Annotated in this window: 18 protein-coding genes and 1 pseudogene; 9 read left to right on the top strand and 10 right to left on the bottom strand. The window is 67.6% G+C overall.

The window, feature by feature from the left end; translation table 11 throughout:
* Positions 1-17: 17 nt before the first annotated feature.
* Both GRX66_RS04470 and GRX66_RS04475 read right to left on the bottom strand, forming a co-directional pair.
* The gene (locus GRX66_RS04470) at positions 18-452 is read right to left on the bottom strand and encodes a DUF7112 family protein (RefSeq protein ID WP_159525457.1); all 435 of its coding nucleotides are present in this window, start codon (positions 450-452) and stop codon (positions 18-20) included.
* Between the two features lie 37 nt (positions 453-489).
* On the bottom strand, positions 490-786 hold the full coding sequence (locus GRX66_RS04475) for a hypothetical protein (protein ID WP_159525458.1): 297 nt from the start codon (positions 784-786) through the stop codon (positions 490-492).
* 378 nt (positions 787-1,164) lie between these two features.
* Between GRX66_RS04475 and GRX66_RS04480 the strand changes: the two genes are divergently transcribed.
* Positions 1,165-1,404: a hypothetical protein gene (locus GRX66_RS04480; RefSeq protein ID WP_159525459.1), complete on the top strand. Its 240-nt coding sequence runs from the start codon at positions 1,165-1,167 to the stop codon at positions 1,402-1,404.
* Between the two features lie 117 nt (positions 1,405-1,521).
* On the top strand, positions 1,522-1,830 hold the full coding sequence (locus GRX66_RS04485) for a hypothetical protein (RefSeq protein ID WP_159525460.1): 309 nt from the start codon (positions 1,522-1,524) through the stop codon (positions 1,828-1,830).
* 52 nt (positions 1,831-1,882) lie between these two features.
* Here the strand turns inward: GRX66_RS04485 and GRX66_RS04490 are convergent, their stop codons facing one another.
* The gene (locus GRX66_RS04490; RefSeq protein ID WP_159525461.1) at positions 1,883-3,103 is read right to left on the bottom strand and encodes a metal-dependent hydrolase family protein; all 1,221 of its coding nucleotides are present in this window, start codon (positions 3,101-3,103) and stop codon (positions 1,883-1,885) included.
* Between the two features lie 72 nt (positions 3,104-3,175).
* Positions 3,176-3,883: a DICT sensory domain-containing protein gene (locus GRX66_RS04495; RefSeq protein WP_159525462.1), complete on the bottom strand. Its 708-nt coding sequence runs from the start codon at positions 3,881-3,883 to the stop codon at positions 3,176-3,178.
* A gap of 104 nt (positions 3,884-3,987) precedes the next feature.
* On the opposite strand from GRX66_RS04495, the gene GRX66_RS04500 reads away from it, so the two are divergent.
* Entirely contained in the window at positions 3,988-4,434 is a 447-nt protein-coding gene (locus tag GRX66_RS04500; RefSeq protein ID WP_159525463.1) for a universal stress protein, read from the top strand.
* Positions 4,435-4,497: 63 nt separating this feature from the next.
* Here the strand turns inward: GRX66_RS04500 and GRX66_RS04505 are convergent, their stop codons facing one another.
* The gene (locus GRX66_RS04505; protein WP_159525464.1) at positions 4,498-4,773 is read right to left on the bottom strand and encodes a hypothetical protein; all 276 of its coding nucleotides are present in this window, start codon (positions 4,771-4,773) and stop codon (positions 4,498-4,500) included.
* A gap of 135 nt (positions 4,774-4,908) precedes the next feature.
* On the opposite strand from GRX66_RS04505, the gene GRX66_RS04510 reads away from it, so the two are divergent.
* A complete protein-coding gene (locus GRX66_RS04510; protein WP_159525465.1) occupies positions 4,909-5,295 on the top strand; it encodes a thioredoxin family protein in 387 nt (128 codons plus the stop codon).
* A 151-nt stretch (positions 5,296-5,446) separates the two neighbouring features.
* Here the strand turns inward: GRX66_RS04510 and GRX66_RS04515 are convergent, their stop codons facing one another.
* The 5 genes from GRX66_RS04515 to GRX66_RS04535 all read right to left on the bottom strand — a co-directional run bounded on the left by GRX66_RS04515 (position 5,447) and on the right by GRX66_RS04535 (position 15,346).
* Entirely contained in the window at positions 5,447-7,423 is a 1,977-nt protein-coding gene (locus GRX66_RS04515; protein WP_159525466.1) for a SpoVR family protein, read from the bottom strand.
* Positions 7,413-8,711, bottom strand: a complete 1,299-nt coding sequence (locus GRX66_RS04520) for a DUF444 family protein (RefSeq protein WP_159525467.1) — start codon at positions 8,709-8,711, stop codon at positions 7,413-7,415. The genes GRX66_RS04515 and GRX66_RS04520 overlap by 11 nt, the downstream gene beginning before the upstream one ends.
* A complete protein-coding gene (locus GRX66_RS04525; protein ID WP_159525473.1) occupies positions 8,702-10,903 on the bottom strand; it encodes a PrkA family serine protein kinase in 2,202 nt (733 codons plus the stop codon). The genes GRX66_RS04520 and GRX66_RS04525 overlap by 10 nt, the downstream gene beginning before the upstream one ends.
* A gap of 53 nt (positions 10,904-10,956) precedes the next feature.
* Positions 10,957-13,008, bottom strand: a complete 2,052-nt coding sequence (locus GRX66_RS04530) for a PrkA family serine protein kinase (RefSeq protein WP_159525468.1) — start codon at positions 13,006-13,008, stop codon at positions 10,957-10,959.
* 628 nt (positions 13,009-13,636) lie between these two features.
* Positions 13,637-15,346 carry a helix-turn-helix transcriptional regulator gene (locus tag GRX66_RS04535; RefSeq protein ID WP_159525469.1) on the bottom strand — a complete coding sequence of 570 codons (1,710 nt, stop codon included), beginning with the start codon at positions 15,344-15,346 and terminating at the stop codon, positions 13,637-13,639.
* Between the two features lie 422 nt (positions 15,347-15,768).
* Here GRX66_RS04535 and GRX66_RS04540 point away from each other — a divergent pair, with 422 nt between their 5' ends.
* The 5 genes and pseudogenes from GRX66_RS04540 to GRX66_RS04560 all read left to right on the top strand — a co-directional run.
* A complete protein-coding gene (locus tag GRX66_RS04540) occupies positions 15,769-16,149 on the top strand; it encodes a hypothetical protein (RefSeq protein ID WP_201292920.1) in 381 nt (126 codons plus the stop codon).
* Positions 16,150-16,305: 156 nt separating this feature from the next.
* The gene (locus GRX66_RS04545) at positions 16,306-16,560 is read left to right on the top strand and encodes a DUF2250 domain-containing protein (RefSeq protein ID WP_159525470.1); all 255 of its coding nucleotides are present in this window, start codon (positions 16,306-16,308) and stop codon (positions 16,558-16,560) included.
* A 36-nt stretch (positions 16,561-16,596) separates the two neighbouring features.
* A complete protein-coding gene (locus GRX66_RS04550; protein ID WP_159525471.1) occupies positions 16,597-17,313 on the top strand; it encodes a GAF domain-containing protein in 717 nt (238 codons plus the stop codon).
* A 122-nt stretch (positions 17,314-17,435) separates the two neighbouring features.
* The gene (locus GRX66_RS04555) at positions 17,436-17,753 is read left to right on the top strand and encodes a helix-turn-helix transcriptional regulator (RefSeq protein ID WP_159525472.1); all 318 of its coding nucleotides are present in this window, start codon (positions 17,436-17,438) and stop codon (positions 17,751-17,753) included.
* Positions 17,754-17,966, top strand: a pseudogene (locus GRX66_RS04560) (selenium cofactor biosynthesis protein YqeC); the annotation flags it as partial.
* Positions 17,967-18,089 lie beyond the last annotated feature (123 nt).

Here is an 18,089-nt window from a genome sequence, read left to right on the forward strand (position 1 = left end):
GGCGGCTCGCACCCGGTTCAGGGCTCCTCGAGGGAGTTCGCGATGTCTGCGAGACTCGAACTGGGCGGTTCGTGCGCCTCGTAGGTCGCCGACTCCCCGGGCGCCCGAATGCCGTACTGGAAGCCGGCCGCGACGACGTCGACGTGGACTGACCGGCCGACCTCGAGGTCCCGGTCGTCAACCCACGCTGCGAACGCGTCGGTCGCACCGCCGGGGTCGCGTGCGAGCGACGGCGTCGCGTACGCGCCGCGAATCACGGGCTGGCCATCTCCGTTCCGCTGGAGTTGTGAGTGGTTCTGGGAGCCGTCGACGACCACGCGCACTACCTCTCCGGGCGGGAAGTCGTCGGCGGCGTCCGCCGGGAGCCTGAGCTCCAGGCGTCGCGTCCCACCCGCGCGCGCCAGCGTCCCCGTCACAGTCGGGACCGTGTCGTCGGTGACCGTTTCGCTCATGGACGGGTCTTCGACCGGGCACGTAAAGTCCAGTCGGTCACGAACCGGTGCGACGGCGACGACGGGCCCCACCGACGACCTTGACGACGCCGCCGAGGATGGCGGTGCAGATGGCGGACATGATAGTGAACCAGACGCCGATTGAGACGATCTGTTTGAGGGCCGGGTTGGGGGCAGCGTGTCGCAGTACCAGTCCGACGCCGAGTGCCACGGCGAAGAACGCGGCCGCCCGTAGCGCGACCCCGTATCGTTCGACGAGCCGAAACGCGCCCTCGGCCGCCGCTCTGAACTGCGAGTCGGCGGCGGTATCGTGCGACGAATCGTGTCGAACCATGCGTCATCGGGTCGCGTGTGGCGGCTGTCGGAAGAGGATTTGGTCGAGTTTCGACCGGTCGAAATCCTACAAACTGTAGACGAATGGCGGCACGCGGCTCCCGCTCACTGACTCCGTCGCTGAACCACCTGAACCCGAGAATTTTTCTGTGCTCAATTCGCATGCGAAAAACCGGCGTGTAAACGTACTAATACCGTCGCCGTCCCGCCCGGCTCGAATCTGCCTCGGAACCCGGACCCGGTCCTTTCCCGCTTCGTATCCACGCCCAGCGACTTCTCCACCAACCGGTGAGTACCCGCTTGCCCTGCCGTCTGTCGTTCCCACCGAAGCCGGTGGCGGAACGATTCGTTTTTGGTCCCGCCAGCCGAATCCCCGGCCATGGACGCGCCGACGCCGACACCGACGCAGTCTGCAGACGGCAGCCGGAAGCGCGCGTTCCTCGCCATCCTTCCGTTCGTCCTGCTCGGCCTCGCGGACGTCGTCCTGTTGCTGTTCTGGGGCCTGAATCCACTGTGGGGGTTCGTCATCCTCCCGCCGATCCTGTTCATCAGCGTCATCGGCTGGATCGGGTTCCGGACCGGCTTCGTCCGCGACCTTGGCATCTCTGAGGACGCGTAGCCAGCCTGCGCTCCCTTGACGACTGCCTCTGCACGCCCCTCCGCCACTGGCGTGGTTGCGGTGAATCCCGAGCGAGACAGCAGAAACCCTTATGCCCGCGCTCTGACAGGACACTGTATGGGCATCGTCGCCGCCTCCGTGTACGCTCTCCTGGGCGTCGCGCTCCTCGCGGCGGGAGTGGCGCTTCGCTCCCGGGAGTCGATGGACGGCGTCCCCCTGTACGACCCGGCGTCGGCGACGAACCCGGTCGCGCTCGCTCGCACCGTCGGCCTCTCTCTCGTCGCTTTCGGCGTCAGCACGCTTGCGTTCGCGGCCGTCGAAGCCGTCGACCGAACGGACGTGGTGGTCGTAGCCGGCTATGGCGTGCTCGTCCTCTCCATCGCGCTCGTGACGGCGACGCGCACGAGAACGTACGAGTCGTCGTAACGAATCGTCGACGTAACGCACGTCCTCTCGTCGGACACGCTTCCGGGTCCTGCTACGGTTCGACGCGCTCCCCGTCGATGTACGTCGCTTCGACCCGGCGAACGGCCGAGATGTCCGACAGCGGGTCGTCTGCGAGCACGGCGAAGTCACCGCGATTCCCGTCCTCGAGGGCCCCGAGATCGTTTCGGGGGAGCGTGCGTGCGGCGCCCCGCGTACCCGCCTGGAGGGCTTCCATCTCCGAGAACCCGATTTCGTTCACGAGTAACTCCATCTCCAGGGCGTTCTCGCCGTGGGGCACCAGCTCGGGGCCCATGAAGTCCGTGCCCGCGCCGATGGACACGCCCGCCTCGTACGCGCGCTCGACCGCATCGATGTGGTCGTCCCGCGCCGCCCGGGCTTTCCGCAGCCCCCACTCGGGAACGCCGTGGTCGTCCCCGCGGTCCGTGATTCGGAACATGACCGCAAGCGTGGGCACGAACGTCCCGCCGCAGTCCTTCAGGAGGTCGATGCACTTGCTGTCCATCTGGAACCCGTGCTCGATGGTGGTGGCGCCGTTCCGCAGCGCCGCCTTGATGCCAGCGGTTCCCTGCGCGTGCGCCGCGACCTCGAGGCCGGCCCTGTCGGCTTCCGCCGTCACGGCGCGTATCTCGTCGTCCGTGAACTGGCGGACGTCGGGTGAGTCCCGTTCGCTCAGGACGCCGCCCGTCGTCATGATCTTGAGGCAGTCCGCGCCGTCCCGCACGCGCTTGCGGGCCGCTCGTCGGCACTCGTCGACGCCGTCTGCGAGCGTTGACAGCGGCGTGCCGTCCGCGACCCACTCGTAGGGGAGGTCGTGGACGTCCCCGTGGCCGCCCGTCTGGGAGATCGCCGGCCCGCTCGTGAACACGCGCGGCCCCGCAATTTCGTCCTCCTCGAGGGCCGCCCGGAGACCGAGGCCGACCGAACTCCCGAGGTCGCGGACGCTCGTGAATCCGGCGCTCGCCAGCGACCGCAGGTCCGCGGTGGCGCGGGCGGCGGCCAGCGAGTCCGGCGTCGTCGTCCAGTCCGCGACGTCCATCGACCGGGCGCCCTGCAGGTGGACGTGGGCGTCGACGAACCCGGGAACGATGGTCCGGTCGGGGAACTCGACGTGCTCGGCGTCCGGCGGCGCCTCCGTGGACTCCCGCGGGCCGACAGCGGCGACAGTGCCGTCGTCGTCGACGACCAGGCGGGCGTCCCGGATGGCCTCGTCCCGCCGTCCGTCGACGACTCGGGCTGCATCGAACACTCGCATAGCTGGTCGTTCACGCCCCACGATGAAAGGGTTGCCCTCGGCTCGCGCCGCTTCTGTGGAACCTCACTCCGGTCAGACGGAGCACTCCGGCGCCCCGATGGCCGACAGCGCCTCGTCGACGACGCTGCTGTCGTACGTCCAGAACCCGAAGAAGACGCCGTCATCGTCCTCCTGGGCGAGCAGCGCGGACGCCTGCATCGCGTCCTCACCGCCGTCGTAGATGACGAACCACGACGTCGCGGCGTCCGGAATCGAGGCGCCGTGGAACGTCACGTCCGCCGGCACGTCGACTGGTTCGTCCGGCAGCCCGTAGACGTGGACGTCGAGGTCCGTCGCCGCGAGTTTGGCGTACGCGTCGCGCTCGTTGGCGAAATTCGTCGCTCGCTGGAACCCCGCGTACAGCCGGCCCTCGCCGGCGCGCCACGCGCGGTCCTCGATCTCCCGGGACGCGTCGAGCATCTGGCGACGGTTGTAGGACGTGAACGTCGTGCGGTCGAGGTGCGACAGTAGCCGGCTGTAGGGCGCGGGTTCGCCGACGCTCCGGACGCTCCCGTCGGTCAGCGCGCGGAGCGCGTCGATGCCGACCGCCGTCAGGAACTCGCCGTCGTGGGCCAGGACGGCGTGTTCGGGTTCGGGGCCCGCGTCGACTTCCTCGATGGCGACGTTCTGGGACGAGAAGTACTCCCGGAGCTCCGGGACGATGTTGGTCCCGGGTGACGTGTACACCGTCAGCGTCTTCTCGCGCCCCCGCACCGCCTCGATGACCTCCCGGAGGCTCATTGTCCGGACCTTTCGGCCGGGCGCGTAAATGCGTTCGGTCGGTCCGCGTCGCCGGTCCGTCCCGCTCCACGACATTTAAGTTCGCAGCACGAGCGCCGTGGTACATGGAGCGAGCCATCGCAGTCGTCGAAGCCTCCGACTCCGCGAAAGCCCTCGTCCGCGAAGCCGGCGAACTCGCAGCGGGCGTAGACGCGGAACTGATACTGGTCCACGTCACCACCGACGAGGAGTACGCCGACCGCCGCGAGTCGATGATGAGCATCCCCAGCATCGACGTGAACTACACCGTCGACGAAGCGCTCGACGGCGCCGAGAAGTTCGCGAAAGACATCGGCCGCGACGTCCTCGAGGGCGTCGGCGTCGAGTACGAGTCCGTCGGCCGCCTCGGCGAGAAGGGCGACGAGATACTCGCGCTCGCCGACGAGCGCGACGCCGACCACATCTTCGTCGCCGGCCGCAAGCGCTCGCCGACCGGCAAAGCCATCTTCGGCGACGTCACCCAGCGCATCATCCTCGAATTCGACGGCGCTGTCACCGTCGTCACGACGTAACGCAGACTGACGCGGAGTCCGCTCTTCCGCCTCGAGTCCCCCTGACCGCCCAACTGGGGTCCCCTAGACGTGGTCGTCCGGGTCGTGTTCGGCCTGCATCCGGGCAGCTTCCTCGGCGTACCACTCGCGTTCGTCCAGGTCCTCGACGGTTCCGAGGTTGCCCGGGTCGGCGTCGATGGCGGCTTCCGTCGGCCGGTCGTCGCTGAAACTCGTGAGCGCGCGCTCCTTCCGGAGGTACCGCTCGCCGTCCGGTGTCGCGTACACGAGGATGATGAGGTTCTGCTCGTCGTCGGAGTACGTGCGCTCGACCAGCCAGACGCGGACGTCGTCCTCGCCCATACGTTCGTTCCGTGTGCCACAGGCAAAAGCCCACCTGTCAGCCGTCCCACCGAGCCGGGACGAGACCCGCCATCACCCCTGATATTGTCCTATTCGTACAAAACCATTAAATCGGTCGGCGGCCTACCGGCGTGCATGAGCGACGAAACCATTGAGGACATCAAGGAACGCAAGAAGGCCGAGCTGCTGGAACAGGCCGAGGAACCGGACACGCCCGAGGAACCGATCGAAATCCGGGGCCACGACCACCTCGAGGAGGTGCTTTCGGACCACGGCACTGTGCTGTTGGACTTCTACGCGGACTGGTGCGGTCCCTGCCAGATGATGGAGCCGGCCGTCGAACGACTCGCCGCGGACGACGACGTCGTCGTCGCGGAGATCGACGTCGACGCCCACCAGGGACTCGCCCAGGCGTGGGGCGTCCAGGGGATGCCGACGCTCGTCGTCGCGACCGACGGCGAGGAAGCGAACCGCGCGGTCGGTGCGCGGAGCTACGACGGCCTCCGGCAGCTCGTCGCGTAACGCGACGCACGGAGAGTCAGTAGTCGGTCGCGGCTTTTTCTTGATGCGAACTACCGCGAGCGACGCGTTTCCCGGTGGGACGCACGCGGCGTGAGGTCTCCTTCCAGCGATCAGTCCGTCCGGGCCGTCTACAGCCATCAGTCCGGGCCGTCTACAGCCAGTCGTCGGGTTTCGTGTCGTAGTCGATCTCGTCCGCCGCGAGGTGCTCGACCTCCGCCCACGACAGCTCCCTGCGCTCGATCGACTCGCCGTCGTACCGGAGCGCCAGCCCGAACTCCTCCGGTTCGGGCTCGCGGTCGTTTCGCTGCGCGCGCTTGCGCTCGGCGTCGCTCACGCGCTTGGAGATCGTGTGCAAGACGACCGGCCGACCCCACAGTTCGAAGACGTGCTCCAGGGTGGCCTCCGCGTCGTCGTGGTCCAGCAGCACGCCGTTGTACTCGTGGCCGAGCAGGAGTTCGCCGCGGTTCTCGTAGTTCGCGTCGTACACCGCGATGGTCGGCTTCCCGAGGTTCGTGAACCGCAACAGGAGCTTCTTCTTGACGTCCTCGGCGTCCGTGCTGCTCGCCCGGAAGTCCCCGCGCGTCTGGCTGTACTCGTACGCGAAGTAGTCGTTCGCGTCGACGAACTCCTGGGTGAGGAACTCGTCGACGAACGTCACGTCGTTGTGGCTCTCCCGCACCTCGAACATGCGGTCCCAGCCAGCGGTGTATTCGACCTCCGCTAGCGCGTCCGCGACCGACGCGTACCGGTCGTCCTCGAAGAGGTAGCGGCTCGTCGCCTCCAGTTCGGACCGTGAGACGGACGCGAGGAACCCCTGGAACTGCGGCTTCGTCAGCGAGAAGTGGCGGCGCGCCAGCCCCTCGTAGGTCAACACCTTCCAGGGGTACCGGTCGACGTCGACGTCGCCGTTGCGGGCGGCCGCCAGGGCCTCGCAGTCCACGTACTCGTCGGGCAGGTCCGCGACCTCGTCCAGCGACGCCGCGGACACGGCGTCGAGTGCCTGCGACGGCGCTAGCACCCCAATGGCCTCCTCGAAGTCGACGGCGTCGTGGAAGTTCCGCCACGTCACGCCCTGCACCCTGAGCAGGCGCTCGACGACCTCGCGGCGGTTCGTGCGGTTCTCAACGTACTCCCACAGCTCCTTCCCGAGCTTGTATGGGTTGAACCCCGGGCTGTTCAGCACGCGGGCCTGGTGGTCGGCGTAGTCCAGGAACTCGGTCTCGTCGGCGAACGCCTCCTCGCCCATCATCATCGACTCCCAGTACGCCGCCCACCCCTCGTTCATCACCTTCGTCGTGCGCTGGGGCGCGAAGTAGTACGCCTCCCGGCGGAGCATCTCGATGAGCTGTCGCTGCCAGTCCTCGAAGTCCACGGCCTTCTCGGCGTCCTCGTCGTACGCTTGACCGTACTCCCGGAGGAACGCCAGCAGGTCGTACTCCGGGTCCGGCGGGAACGACGCCTCGTCGTCGTCGCCGAGCGCCGCCACCCAGTCCTCGTCGAACACCTCCGCCCGAACCTCGTCGCTGACGCCGAGGCCGTCGAGGGTATCCGCGAGCTCCTCGGGCTCCCCTCCGCCGTCGTCCCGGTCGAACGCGCGCCGGTACTCGATGTTGTCCTCGATTGTCAGGACCGTGTCCACGAACCGCTCGATGGCCTCCCGGTCGATTTCGGGGTCCGAGAGGAACGACTCCACGCGGTCCGCGTGTCGCTCCAGAATCGCCGCCGCGTTCGGGCCGTCGTCGGCCCCGAACAGCCCGAACCACTGGTTGTTCGCGAAGAAGTCCGCGTGCGCTTCCACGTGCGTGATGACGGCCTTCTGGTCGGCGCGGTCGTTTGACACCTGGAGGAACGCGTTCGCGGGGTTGTCGTTGTTCACAATCTCGAACGCCTTCCCGCCGAGGAACTGGCGTTGCTTGCGCTGTTGCTCGTACTTCATCCCCCACCGCCAGTGCGGGTACCGCGTCTGGAAGCCGTCGTACGCGATGAGCTCGTTCATCTCGTCGTGGTCGACCACCCAGTACTGGACCTCGTAGGGGTCGAGGCCGAGTTTCCGAGCCAGTGCAGCCGCCTCCGCGGCGGGGTCGGTGAGGCGCTCGGCCGTCCGTCGTTTGTCGATGTCAGTCTTCATCTTCGGTGGTGAGGATGGTTTCGATGGCGTCGAGGACGTCGCTCTCGCCGGTGACCGTGGTCACGGCGACCTGGTCGCTGTCGTCGAACTCGCTGCGGAGCTGTCCGGCGTGCGTGCCGCCGCCGGCGCTGCCGCCGGGCTGGGTTTCGACGTACGCGTGGAGGTTCGCGTCGATGGCCCGCATCAGCGGGATGACGTTGTCCTCGGTGTCGCCGCGGGTGTTCTCGCCGTCCCCGGCGGCGAACACGTAGCGGTTCCACTCGCTGAACGGATACTCCGCGAGGACGTCGTCGGCGAGCTCGTACGCCGACGAGATGCGCGTGCCGCCGCCGGACTGGATGCCGAAGAAGTCGTGGCGCTCCACGACCCAGGCCTCGGCGTCGTGGGCGATGTAGACGAAGTCCGCGCGGTCGTACTTGCCCGTGAGGTACCAGTCCAGCGGCGTGAACGTGCGCTCGACGAGTTCGCGCTTGTCCTCCCGCATCGACCCGGAGACGTCCCGGATGTTCACGACGACGACGTTGCGCTGGCGCTTCTCCTCGATTTCGGGGTGGCGGAACTGCTCGTCCTCGCGCCGCAGCGGCACGCGGCCGGCGCCGCCGCGCTGGAGGCGGACGTTCGTCGGCTCCCGGTCGCACTCGGCTTCCATCTCGTCGATGGACGCCCAGCGTTCGGGGTCCTCGAGGTCGCGGGCGCGGTCCTCCAGCCACGCCTTCGACACCGGGATGTTGTCCGCGCGGGCCCACCGGAACGCCTCCGCAGGTCCCCAGTCGTCCACGCGCAGCGCCTCCGTGACGTACGACTCGTCGAAGTCCATCGCGACCTTTCGCTTCAATCCCTGCTTGTAGAGGTGGTCGAAGTCCAGCGTGCTGCGCGGCCCGCGGCGCGCGGTGTCGTTGAACGCGCCCTCGATCTCCTCGACGACCTTCTTGCCCTTGGGGTCGAGGTCGAGGCCGAGGCGGTCGTCCAGTTCCGCCGCGAACTCCTCGGGGTCCATCTCGTAGTACTCGTGCTCGCCGCCCTCCTCGCCGGCCTCGTCGCCGTCCCCGTCGCCGTCGGCCTCCTGCGGGTCGCCGACCTGGTCGCCGGGTTCGGCGTCGCCCTGTCCGACGCCACCGCGGTCGAGGCGGTCGTACTGGAACTCGGGCAGGTCGACGATCTTGATCGGGACGCGGACCGAGTCCGCGTCGCTGCCGCCGAGGTCGCCGTACTGGATGAACTCCTCGAGGTCCTGGCGGCGCTGTTCGCCGACCTCGCGGTACCGTTCGAGGTCCTCTCTCAGTCCCATCTGTGGCTCACCTCCGAGACCACGGCTCGCGTCGCGAGCTCGGCGCTCTCCGGCGAGTAGCCGCGTTCCGCGGTCAGGAACTCGATCGCCTGCGCTTTCAGTTCGGCCGTCTCAGTGTCCTCGGGTGGGTCCGGCCACTGGGTCGGGTCGAAGTCCGGATGCACGCGCTCGACGTCGTCCCAGTCGTTGCCCGCGAGCACGTCCTGGAGCACCGGCACTGCCGTGAGGTCGACGTCTCTGGCCCGGAACTCGTCGTCGCGCTGTTGCCAGGCGTGGCGCGTGACCGCCGTCATCACGGCGTCCTCGCGGAAGTTCCGGACGGCGTCCCCGGGTTCGTTCCCGCGGTAGTGGGCGTCGTCGAAGCGCCCGAGCGTCTCGGTCTCGAAGACCTTCATCGCGAGGGCGTCCGGCGGCACGTCCTCGCCGCGGTCGTTCGTCACTGTGTCGTCGGTCGCCCACGCGTGGACGTGCTCGACGTACTGCTGGACTTCCTCCTCGGTCGCGCCCTGATCGGCGAGCAGCGCCGCCAGGACGTCGTCTTCCTGCTGGTCGTGGACGTAATCTTTGACGGGCACGAGGCGGTCCACGAACTCGGACCGTTCGGCGTCCGAGAACACCGGGGCCTCGGCGAGTCCGTCGACCATCGCGTCCAGCACGTCGCCGGGCGTGACGACGCACTCGACCGCCAGGTCCGGGTGCGAGCGGTCGCCGTCCGCGTGCAGGAGGTCCGCGAGGACGTCCCGGGTGTACGTCACGGGGATTCCGTTCTGGCCGTCCGCGTCGCTCTCGAAGTCGAACTCGTCGGCGTCGCGGCGGTTCTCCCCGCTCCCGACGAACCCCTGGTCGAACAGCAGCGCCTTCTCGACGACGTCGAGGCCGTCGGGCGCGCCGTCGAACCGGGAGACGACGCTATACAACGCGGCCGCCTCGATGGCGTGTGGCGCGAGCTCGCGCTCGACCACGCCGTCCTGGTCCCGGACGGCGACTGTCAGCGGCGACCGGACGCGGTCGGCGAGCACCTCGGGGTCCGTCTCGGTCCACACCTCGGTGGTGTTCGTGAGCTCGCGGTGCAGCAGCTGGACCTCCAATTGGAGGTTCACGAGGTAGTCGAAGCGGTGTTTCGACAGCCGCCGCTTCAGCGCCTTCAGCGGGTCGAACCCCTGGCGGTCGTCGTGTTGGTTCAGCTGGGCTTCCAGATCCAGATTCGAGATGACGATCAGCTGGGTGTCCAGGTCCATCCCGATGCCCTTGTCGAGTTTCACGCGGCGCTCGTCGGGGACGTTCAGCAGCTTCCGGAGCAGGTCGGCGTGCTGGCTGGCGTCCTCGACGACCGTCAGGCAGCCGTTGCCCTGGCTGAGCACGCCGTCGTAGCTGAACGCCTGCGGGTTCTTCCGGCCCCGGGAGTCCAGGTCCGCGAGCAGCCCCGGCACCCACGACCCGACGAGGCGTTCCTTCGGGCTGCCGGCGTCCTCGGAGTGCAACACCCCGATGCCCCGGCCGCGGTCCACGACGTAGTTCTTCACGCGGAGGTGTTTACGGTCCGTGATGGCGCCGAAGAGGTCGCTGCGCCCCTCCCGGCGGTAGGCCTCCTCGAGGATGTCGTAGGCTTCCTTGCTGAACGGATCGAGGTCCGAATCCACGCGCACCTGCTCGGTCTCCTCGCGGTCCTCGTTGAGGGCCGCCAGCAGGTCGCGGCGGACGTCCGCGGGGAACACCGCCAGCGGGTTCACCTGGACGGGGCTCTCGTACCAGTCGCGCTCCCGTTCGGTGCGTTCCCCGTAGGTCAAGCCGCCGCGCTCCTGGACGCTCGAGACGTTCCACTCGACGGTGTACCGTCGGCCCTCGGGCGTCTTCGAGAACTCCCGCAGGCCGTTCACGAGACACCGCTTCAGCTCTGACTTCCCGGTCGCCGTCGGGCCCGCGAACCAGAGGATGGTCTCGGCCTTCCCGCGGCCGGCCGCGATGGCGCGCAGGTCGTCCACGAACGCGTTCAGCGTCGCCGTGTTCCCGAGGACCGCGTGCTCGCCGTCGTTGTGCGGGTCGTCGAAGAACCGGTAGCGCTGTAGCTCCTCGCCGCCCTCGACGACGGTCCGCGTGCCCTCGCTCTCGATGGCCGCCAGCAGGTACCGGCTCGCGGACGCGGCCGCCAGCGGCTGCTCGAAGGCGTGGTCGACGTACGCCGCGAGGCTCATCGGCTCGTCGTAGGCGTCCCGGAGCGACCGGTTCGCCGACGTGACGAAGTCGCTCACGACTCCAGTTCTGCTTTCGCCACCTCGGCGCCGGCGAACTCCAGGACTTCACGCGCGCCCGCCTCCGAGTAGCCGCGGTCGACCAGCGCGGCCACCCAGTCGTTGTCCTCCTCGTCGAACTCGGCGTTCGACACGAGCGCCGAGAAGTTGATGTTGTGCTTCTTGTCCTCCCAGAGCTTCCGCTCGAGGGCGCGGCGGAGGCGGTCGTTGTCCTGGGGGTCGAACGGCTCGCCCTCGCGGGCGCGCCGGCTCACCCAGTTCGACACCTCCTGCCGGAAGTCGTCTTTCCGGTCCTCAGGGATGCCGAGCTGTTCCTCGACCGCCCGCAGGAACGTCTCGTCCGGCTCCTGCTCGCGGCCGGTCAACTCGTCGGCGACGGTGTCGTCGTCGATGTACGCCATCACGTGGTCCATGTACTTCTCGCCCTGCTGGCGGATCTCGTCGAGGTCGTAGGCGAGCGCGTGCCGGACGTCCTCGATGGCGCGCTCCTTGTACTCCTCGCGCACGAGTTCGAGGAGCCGCTGGTAGTCGTCGACGTCCTCCTCCGCGATGGAGCCGTGCTGGCCGACGTTCTCCTCCAGTCGATTGAACACCGTCAGCGGCGACAGGAACCCGCGGTCGCGGTCCATCGACTCCATGATCGCGGCCGCGATCTCGTCGCCGATGAACCGCGGGCTGACGCCGGACATTCCCTCGCGTTCACCGGACTCGGCGGCTTCCTCGCGGAGTTTCTCGGGGTCGACGTCGTCGACTTCGTCGAGTTCCCCGTTGTACGCCTTGGCCTTCTCGAGGAGGCCGACGTTGTCGGCGTCGGGGTCGCGGATGCGCGTCAGCACGCCGAACAGGCCCGCCATCGTCAGCGTGTGGGGTTCGACGTGGATGTCCGGCACGTCCGCGTTCCCGAGGAGCTTCTGGTAGATGTCGGCCTCGTGTTCGTACTCCAGGACGTACGGGAAGTCCACGCGCTTCGTGCGGTCGTTGAACGCCTCCATCTTCTCGTCGGCGCGCTTGTCCCGGTACTCGGGCATGTTCGTCCGGCCGACGATGACCTGGTCGATGTCGATGCGCGGGTTGTTCTTCGGCTTGATCGTCTGCTCCTGGGTCGCGTGCAGGAAGTCGTAGAGGAACTCCCGCTGGAGTTTGAGCAGTTCCTCCCCGGAGAAGATGCCGCGGTTCGCGTTACAGAACGCGCCCGCGTAGTCGAACGCACGCGGGTCGCTTTCGCCGTAGACGGCGAGTTTCGAGTAGTTAACGTCGCCCGTGAGCTCGGTCTCGTCCTGGTTCTTCTTGTCCTTCGGTTCGAACGTCTCGATGGCGTGACGTCGGTTCTCGCTGGCGACGAGGCGGATCACTTCGACGTGGTTTGAGAGCACGGCCTGCAGGTCGTCGTCGTAGTGCGCGAGCAGTTCGTCCATGTAGAACTCGCTTTCGGGGTCCAGCGACTGCTCGTTGCGCAGCGAGTACGGGGCCTCGAGTTCCTCGTTGAGGTCGTCGATGACCTGCTGGCGTTGCTTCTGGGGGAGCAACACCATGGGGTCCTGGTGCATCGGCGAGACGACGGTGTCGTCGTTGGGGTCCTGGTCGTCGATGACCGAGCAGAGGTTCGTCCAGCGGAACGTGTACAGCCGTCCGTCGTCCGTCTGCGTGTAGTCCTCGTAGTAGCGGCGGACCTGTCGGTCGACGTCGGACTTCCCGGAGCCGACGGGACCGAGCAGGAGGATGATTCGCTTCTCCGGCCCGAGTCCGCGGGCGCCGCTCTTGACCTTGTTCACGAACTCGTGGATGGCTTCGTGCACTTCGCGACCGAAGAAGGTGTTTGCACCCTCGCCGAGCGGGTCCTCGGATGCGAGTTTGTACTCTACGACGCCGTCCTCGGTATTCGACCCGTAGTAGTCGAACATGTCCGCGAGACGCTGGTGGGCGTTTCGCGCGATTTTCGGGTCGTTGTACAGGGTCTCGAGGTACCAGTCGAACCCGTGTGCGTCGCGGAGGTCCGACGGCACCGATTGCTGGTACTGGTCGCTGAGGCGGTCGAGGGTTTCCGTCATGTTGGGTTGTGCTTTTGGCCGTGTGTCGTACCCGGGGGCGGGGCGGCAACTCGGCACGATGACGGGGGCTCAGCGTTGGCCGGGCACTGCACCGGCACTACTAATTGAGTGGGGTTTGGTAACGTATAACTATTCCGCCCGCCGTGGCACGGTTCCGTGAAAAACCGACCCCCTCGGGTCGGCCCGCGATTGCCTGACGGAGCGCCGACGACAGTCCGGTCGCACCACCTACTCGCATGGTGCGGCCCAACCCGCGCGTGAACGCGAAGTAAACGCGATTCGGACGGCGGAGTCACGGTATCGAAATGCCATCCGACCGGTGGAATCACGGTATCGAACCGGCGTTCGACAGGTACGCTCACCGTACCGCGCCGACGCCCGGAGCGTGTCTGCGGGAGCAGTTTCGTTGCTATTGCCCACCGTGCAGTCCTCCGCCGACGCGGTTCAGCACCCGCAGCCACCGCGGTAGTAGAATCGGGGGCGCTGTTCGCGGGGCGGTCGGCGCCGCGAACCGCTCCGAGGCGCTGGTCGTCCCGGCGCGCGTCGCTCCGACCGCATGCATACACGGGGTCGGTCCGGCCGCATGCATGCACGTCCTCGGTCCGGCCGCATGCATACACGTCGTCGGTCATTCGTTCCCTGGGAATCTGTCGTCTCGGTCGTTCGTCTCGTCTGGCGGGTCGACACCTGGCGGGAGGTCTGACGGGAGCGCGACGACGTTCGCGCGACCGATCTTGATCTTCACGATTTCGCCGTCCGCCTCCATCTCCGAGAGGGCGCGACTGGTCTTCGCCTTCGACCACTCCGTCTGCTCGACGATTGCCGACTGCTGCATCCGCCCGTCGTTCTCCTCGAGGAGGTTCACCACGACGTCCTCGTCGGAGAGGAACTCCGGGGGGACGTCGTCAGGCAGCGCTCCGGACGCGGTCGCGTCGTCGGTCTCACTGTCCGCGGCGTCGACCTCCGTGGCGTCGGCGTCCGTCGCTGTACTCGCGGTCGCGTCGTCCGTGTCTGTCGAACTGTCATCCGTCGAGAGACGCTCCCGGAGCGCAGCCAACGAGACCCGGTCAGTGTGGTAGGTAGCGACGGCGAGGATGACGACGACGGCCGCTGCACCCAGCGCCTGGGGGAGCCACGCCCAGAGGCCTCCAGACTGTTCGGCCCGAACCTCGGCGAGGTCGTTCTGGCCGTCGTCGTCCGAGTCGGGATCCGTCGGGTCGGTCCCGTACTTGTCGACTTCCTCGCCGTCGTCGAGGCCGTCGCCGTCCGTGTCCGCTTTGTTCGGGTTCGTCTCGTAGCGGTTGACCTCCTCACCGTCGTCGAGGCCGTCGCCGTCGGTGTCCGCCTCCGCCGGGTCGGTCCCGTACTCGTTGACTTCCCCGCCGTCGTCGAGGCCGTCGCCGTCCGTGTTGGGGTTCGTCGGATCCGTCCCGTACGTGTTCACCTCGAGGCTGTCGGACAGACCGTCCTCGTCGGTGTCTTCTTTCACCGGATCGGAGTCGTATTCCTCGACCTCGGCGCCGTCGTCGAGGCCGTCGCCGTCCGTGTCGGGGTTCGTGGGGTCCGTCTGGTACGTATTGACTTCCTCCTCGTCGCTGAGGCCGTCGCCGTCCGTGTCCGCCTCGTTGGGGTCCGTCTCCACTTCGAGTTCGCGTGCATCGGGGAGACCGTCACCGTCCGAATCGCCCTCCGTGGGGTCGGTGCCGTGCTCGTCGACCTCTGCGCCGTCCTCGAGGCCGTCGCCGTCCGTGTCGGGGTCCGTCGGGTCTGTTCCGTACGTATCGACCTCCATGCCGTCGGCGAGCGTGTCGTTGTCGGTGTCGGCGACGTCGAGCCGCGTCCCCGCCTCGACCTCCTGTTGGTTCGACAATCCGTCGTCGTCGAAGTCGCCGTCCTGTTCGACGACGGTGGCGTTGAAGGGCGCCGACGCGTGCACCTGCCCGTCGCTCTCCGGCAGGAACTCCACCGTGAGCTCCTGTTCGCCCGTCAGATTCTGCGGCCACTCCGAGACGGCCAGGGTGACCGTGGCGGTTTCGTTCGCCGGGACGTCGACCTGCTCGCACGCGAGGTCTTGCGTGCCGTCGGCGTCCGCTGGCTGCGAGACGAGACACACCGCCCCGGCGGTCTCGTTCGTGTTCGTAGCGACGGTGACCTCGAACTGGTGGTCCGCCGACCGCCACAGCAGCAACGACTCGCCTTCGTTCCGGATGTCGCCGTCGCCCACGTACTCGACGCTGGTGACCTCGGGCGGACCGGATGCCGCGGTTCCCAGTCCCGCACCGACCATGCTCGCGAGCAGAATGCATGCGACGAGGCACACCCACCCACGAGAGTTCATCGACCGGCCACCGGCTGGAGAGTTTCGGACGAGGGGCTAGTTCGCATCAACGCTCTCGGAGAGCCTACGCGGTGCGCATTCGTTATTATTCGTTCCGTAATCGAGGTAGGCCGCGTTACCAATCCTGTAAGCCGACAGTACCCGTGGTCTCCGGATGGTGGTCGGCTCGTCGCGGGGCGCTCCTGTACGTCGGTTTAGGCTGTCTGTAGTGGTCCGACACCGCGTCTCTGCGCCACCGCGAATTCGGCGCGGCTGTCGACGTCTCGCACCGGGTCGCTGTCCACGGCGCGTCAGTCGCCCTCGACCTGTTCGGTTCCCCGTGAAACGGTCGAAACGGTTCGAACGAATTCTGGCGTCTGACGGAACGAACGGAACGATTTCCCGTTTTTACAGTCCCTCTCCCCCTCGCAACGAGTGCGGACATGAAATGGACACCATCGAAGAAACCGCTCGCCGCGGTGTTCGTCGTCGGGCTCCTGCTTGTCGCCGGATGCGCCGGCCCGGGCGGGGGCGGCGACACCGGCGCCGAGAACGAGACAGACACTGGTGGAGTCGAGACAACTGACGGCGGTATCGGCGACGACACCACCGAGGACGGGACAGAGTCCGACGACGGAATGGGCAACGAGACGACCGACGGAGTGACGGGTAACGAGACGACGGACGGAGTGACCGGTAACGAGACGACGGACGGAGTGACGGGCAACGAGACCACTGACGGTGAGACTGAGGACAACGCGACTGACGGCGAAACGGATACCGAGACGACTGACGACGGCGCCGGTACCGAGACCACGGCCTGACTGGGGCCGTTACCCGCGACTCAATCTGTCATCCACGCGTGCGCGCCTCCCCGGCGGCTATTTTTGGAGCAGACGGACCGATCTGACACAGGGTCGCCCTCGAATGTCGTCTGTCTGGACAATAGCGTTATATGCTACCACGACCCACAGAAGAGCATGCACGAGGCAGCGTCCAGCCAACCAGCGTGGAGCCGGCCCGCCGACCCGACAATCCTCGAGTTCCTCGCGGAGCGCGACCCGGAGTACCCGGCGATTATCGCGAACCGCATCGGCATGCACGCGCCGTACGTCGAAACCCGCTGCGAGGAGCTCGCGGACCGCGGCCTCGTCGAACCCGTCTCTGGAGAGGTCGTCTACCGGCTCACCGACCGCGGCGAGCGCGCGCTGGACGCTGGAGCGCTGCCCGAGTGAACGCCCATATACGTCCCCACCACGAACACCACGATCATGAACCACGAGTCCTACCTCCGGGCCGTGGCCCTCCCGGAGTACGCCGACCAGGCGCCGGACGCCGCCGAACGCGGCGCGTCGCTCGTCGCTCGACCGCCCCACGCGACCGTCGACACGCAGACCGTCGAAGACCGCTACGTCTACCCCGTCCCCGAACCCGGTGAGGACGGCGCGTGCGGCGTCGGTCTCGCCGACGACCCCTACAACCTCGCGCAGATCTGTGGGCTCGAATACGACCCCGAGCGCCTCCGCGACCACCCGAACACCGCCCGTCTCGTCGCGCTCGACGAGACGGTGCGTCGCCTCGCCGAGGAGACGAACCCGGACTGGCTCGGCGTCTACCGTCGCGCGACGAACGCGGACGGCCAGGAAGTGCTCGTGAAGGAAGCCTACGCCGGTGAACACTCCCGCGCTGAGTTCCCGCTCACGGAGTCGTTCGCCGAGCGCTCGAACAACGCCACCGTCGGGCGCACGGGCGAGGCCGTCCTCGTCGACGACGTCGACGACTACGACGGCCCGTACTACGAGTGCGACGACAGCGTGCAGAGCGAGTTCTGCTGTCCGGTCCTCGCGGGCAACGACGTGGTCGGCATCATCGACGCCGAAGCCCACGAACCCGACTTCTTCACCCCGGAGCGCGTCTGCACTATCGCCGGAACGTGCGCCGGCCTCGCCGACTCCGACCTTCTCACGCCCCCGCGCGTGGAAGCCTGAGCCGACACCCGAATACTCAGCACGCGACCGCGATTTTCGACCGGCGCCCGCCGCTCCTCTTCGCGGAGCCTGCAGGCGGCCACCGGGCTTAATACGGTGATAGCCCACGTTCAAACTAGACTATGGACGACCTCACCGGCTTCCAGCGCGACCTCCTCGTGGTGACCGCGGGCCTCGAGGAGCCCAATGGTCTCGACATCAAGGAGGAACTCGAACGGTACTACGAGTCCGACATCAACCACGGCCGCCTCTACCCGAACCTCGACGAACTCGTCGACAAGGGCCTCCTGGAGAAGGGCCAACAGGACGAACGCACGAACGCCTACGAGGTGACGGCGCGCGGCGCACGGGAGTTGCGCGCTCGACGCAAGTGGGAGAACCGCTACGTGCGGGAGGCTCTCGAGGAACTCGACGACGAGCACGCGATTGCAGCCGACTGAATGGCGCTCACCGAAGCCATCGAGGCCCGCGGCGTCGTCTGCGCGGTCGGCGCCGGCGGGAAGAAGACGCTGTTGTACACCCTCGCCGAGCGCGTCGACCGCGCTGTGGTCACCGCGACCGTCCGGATCCCGATTTTCGACGAGCACGTCGCCGGCGTCGCCGTCACGGACGACCCCGCTGGCGTCGTCAGCGAGACGACGGCGTGGCCGATTCGTCACGTATCGAGCCTGTGCGACCGCTCGGTCCACGTCGTTGTCGACCGGAACTAGTACGCGATACATACGTGCAGGCTCTCCCGTTGGGGGCTTAAAACTACGCGCCCCGTCATACCTTGA

Source organism: Halobacterium bonnevillei (genome assembly GCF_009831555.1).
GTDB classification, from domain to species: domain Archaea; phylum Halobacteriota; class Halobacteria; order Halobacteriales; family Halobacteriaceae; genus Halobacterium; species Halobacterium bonnevillei.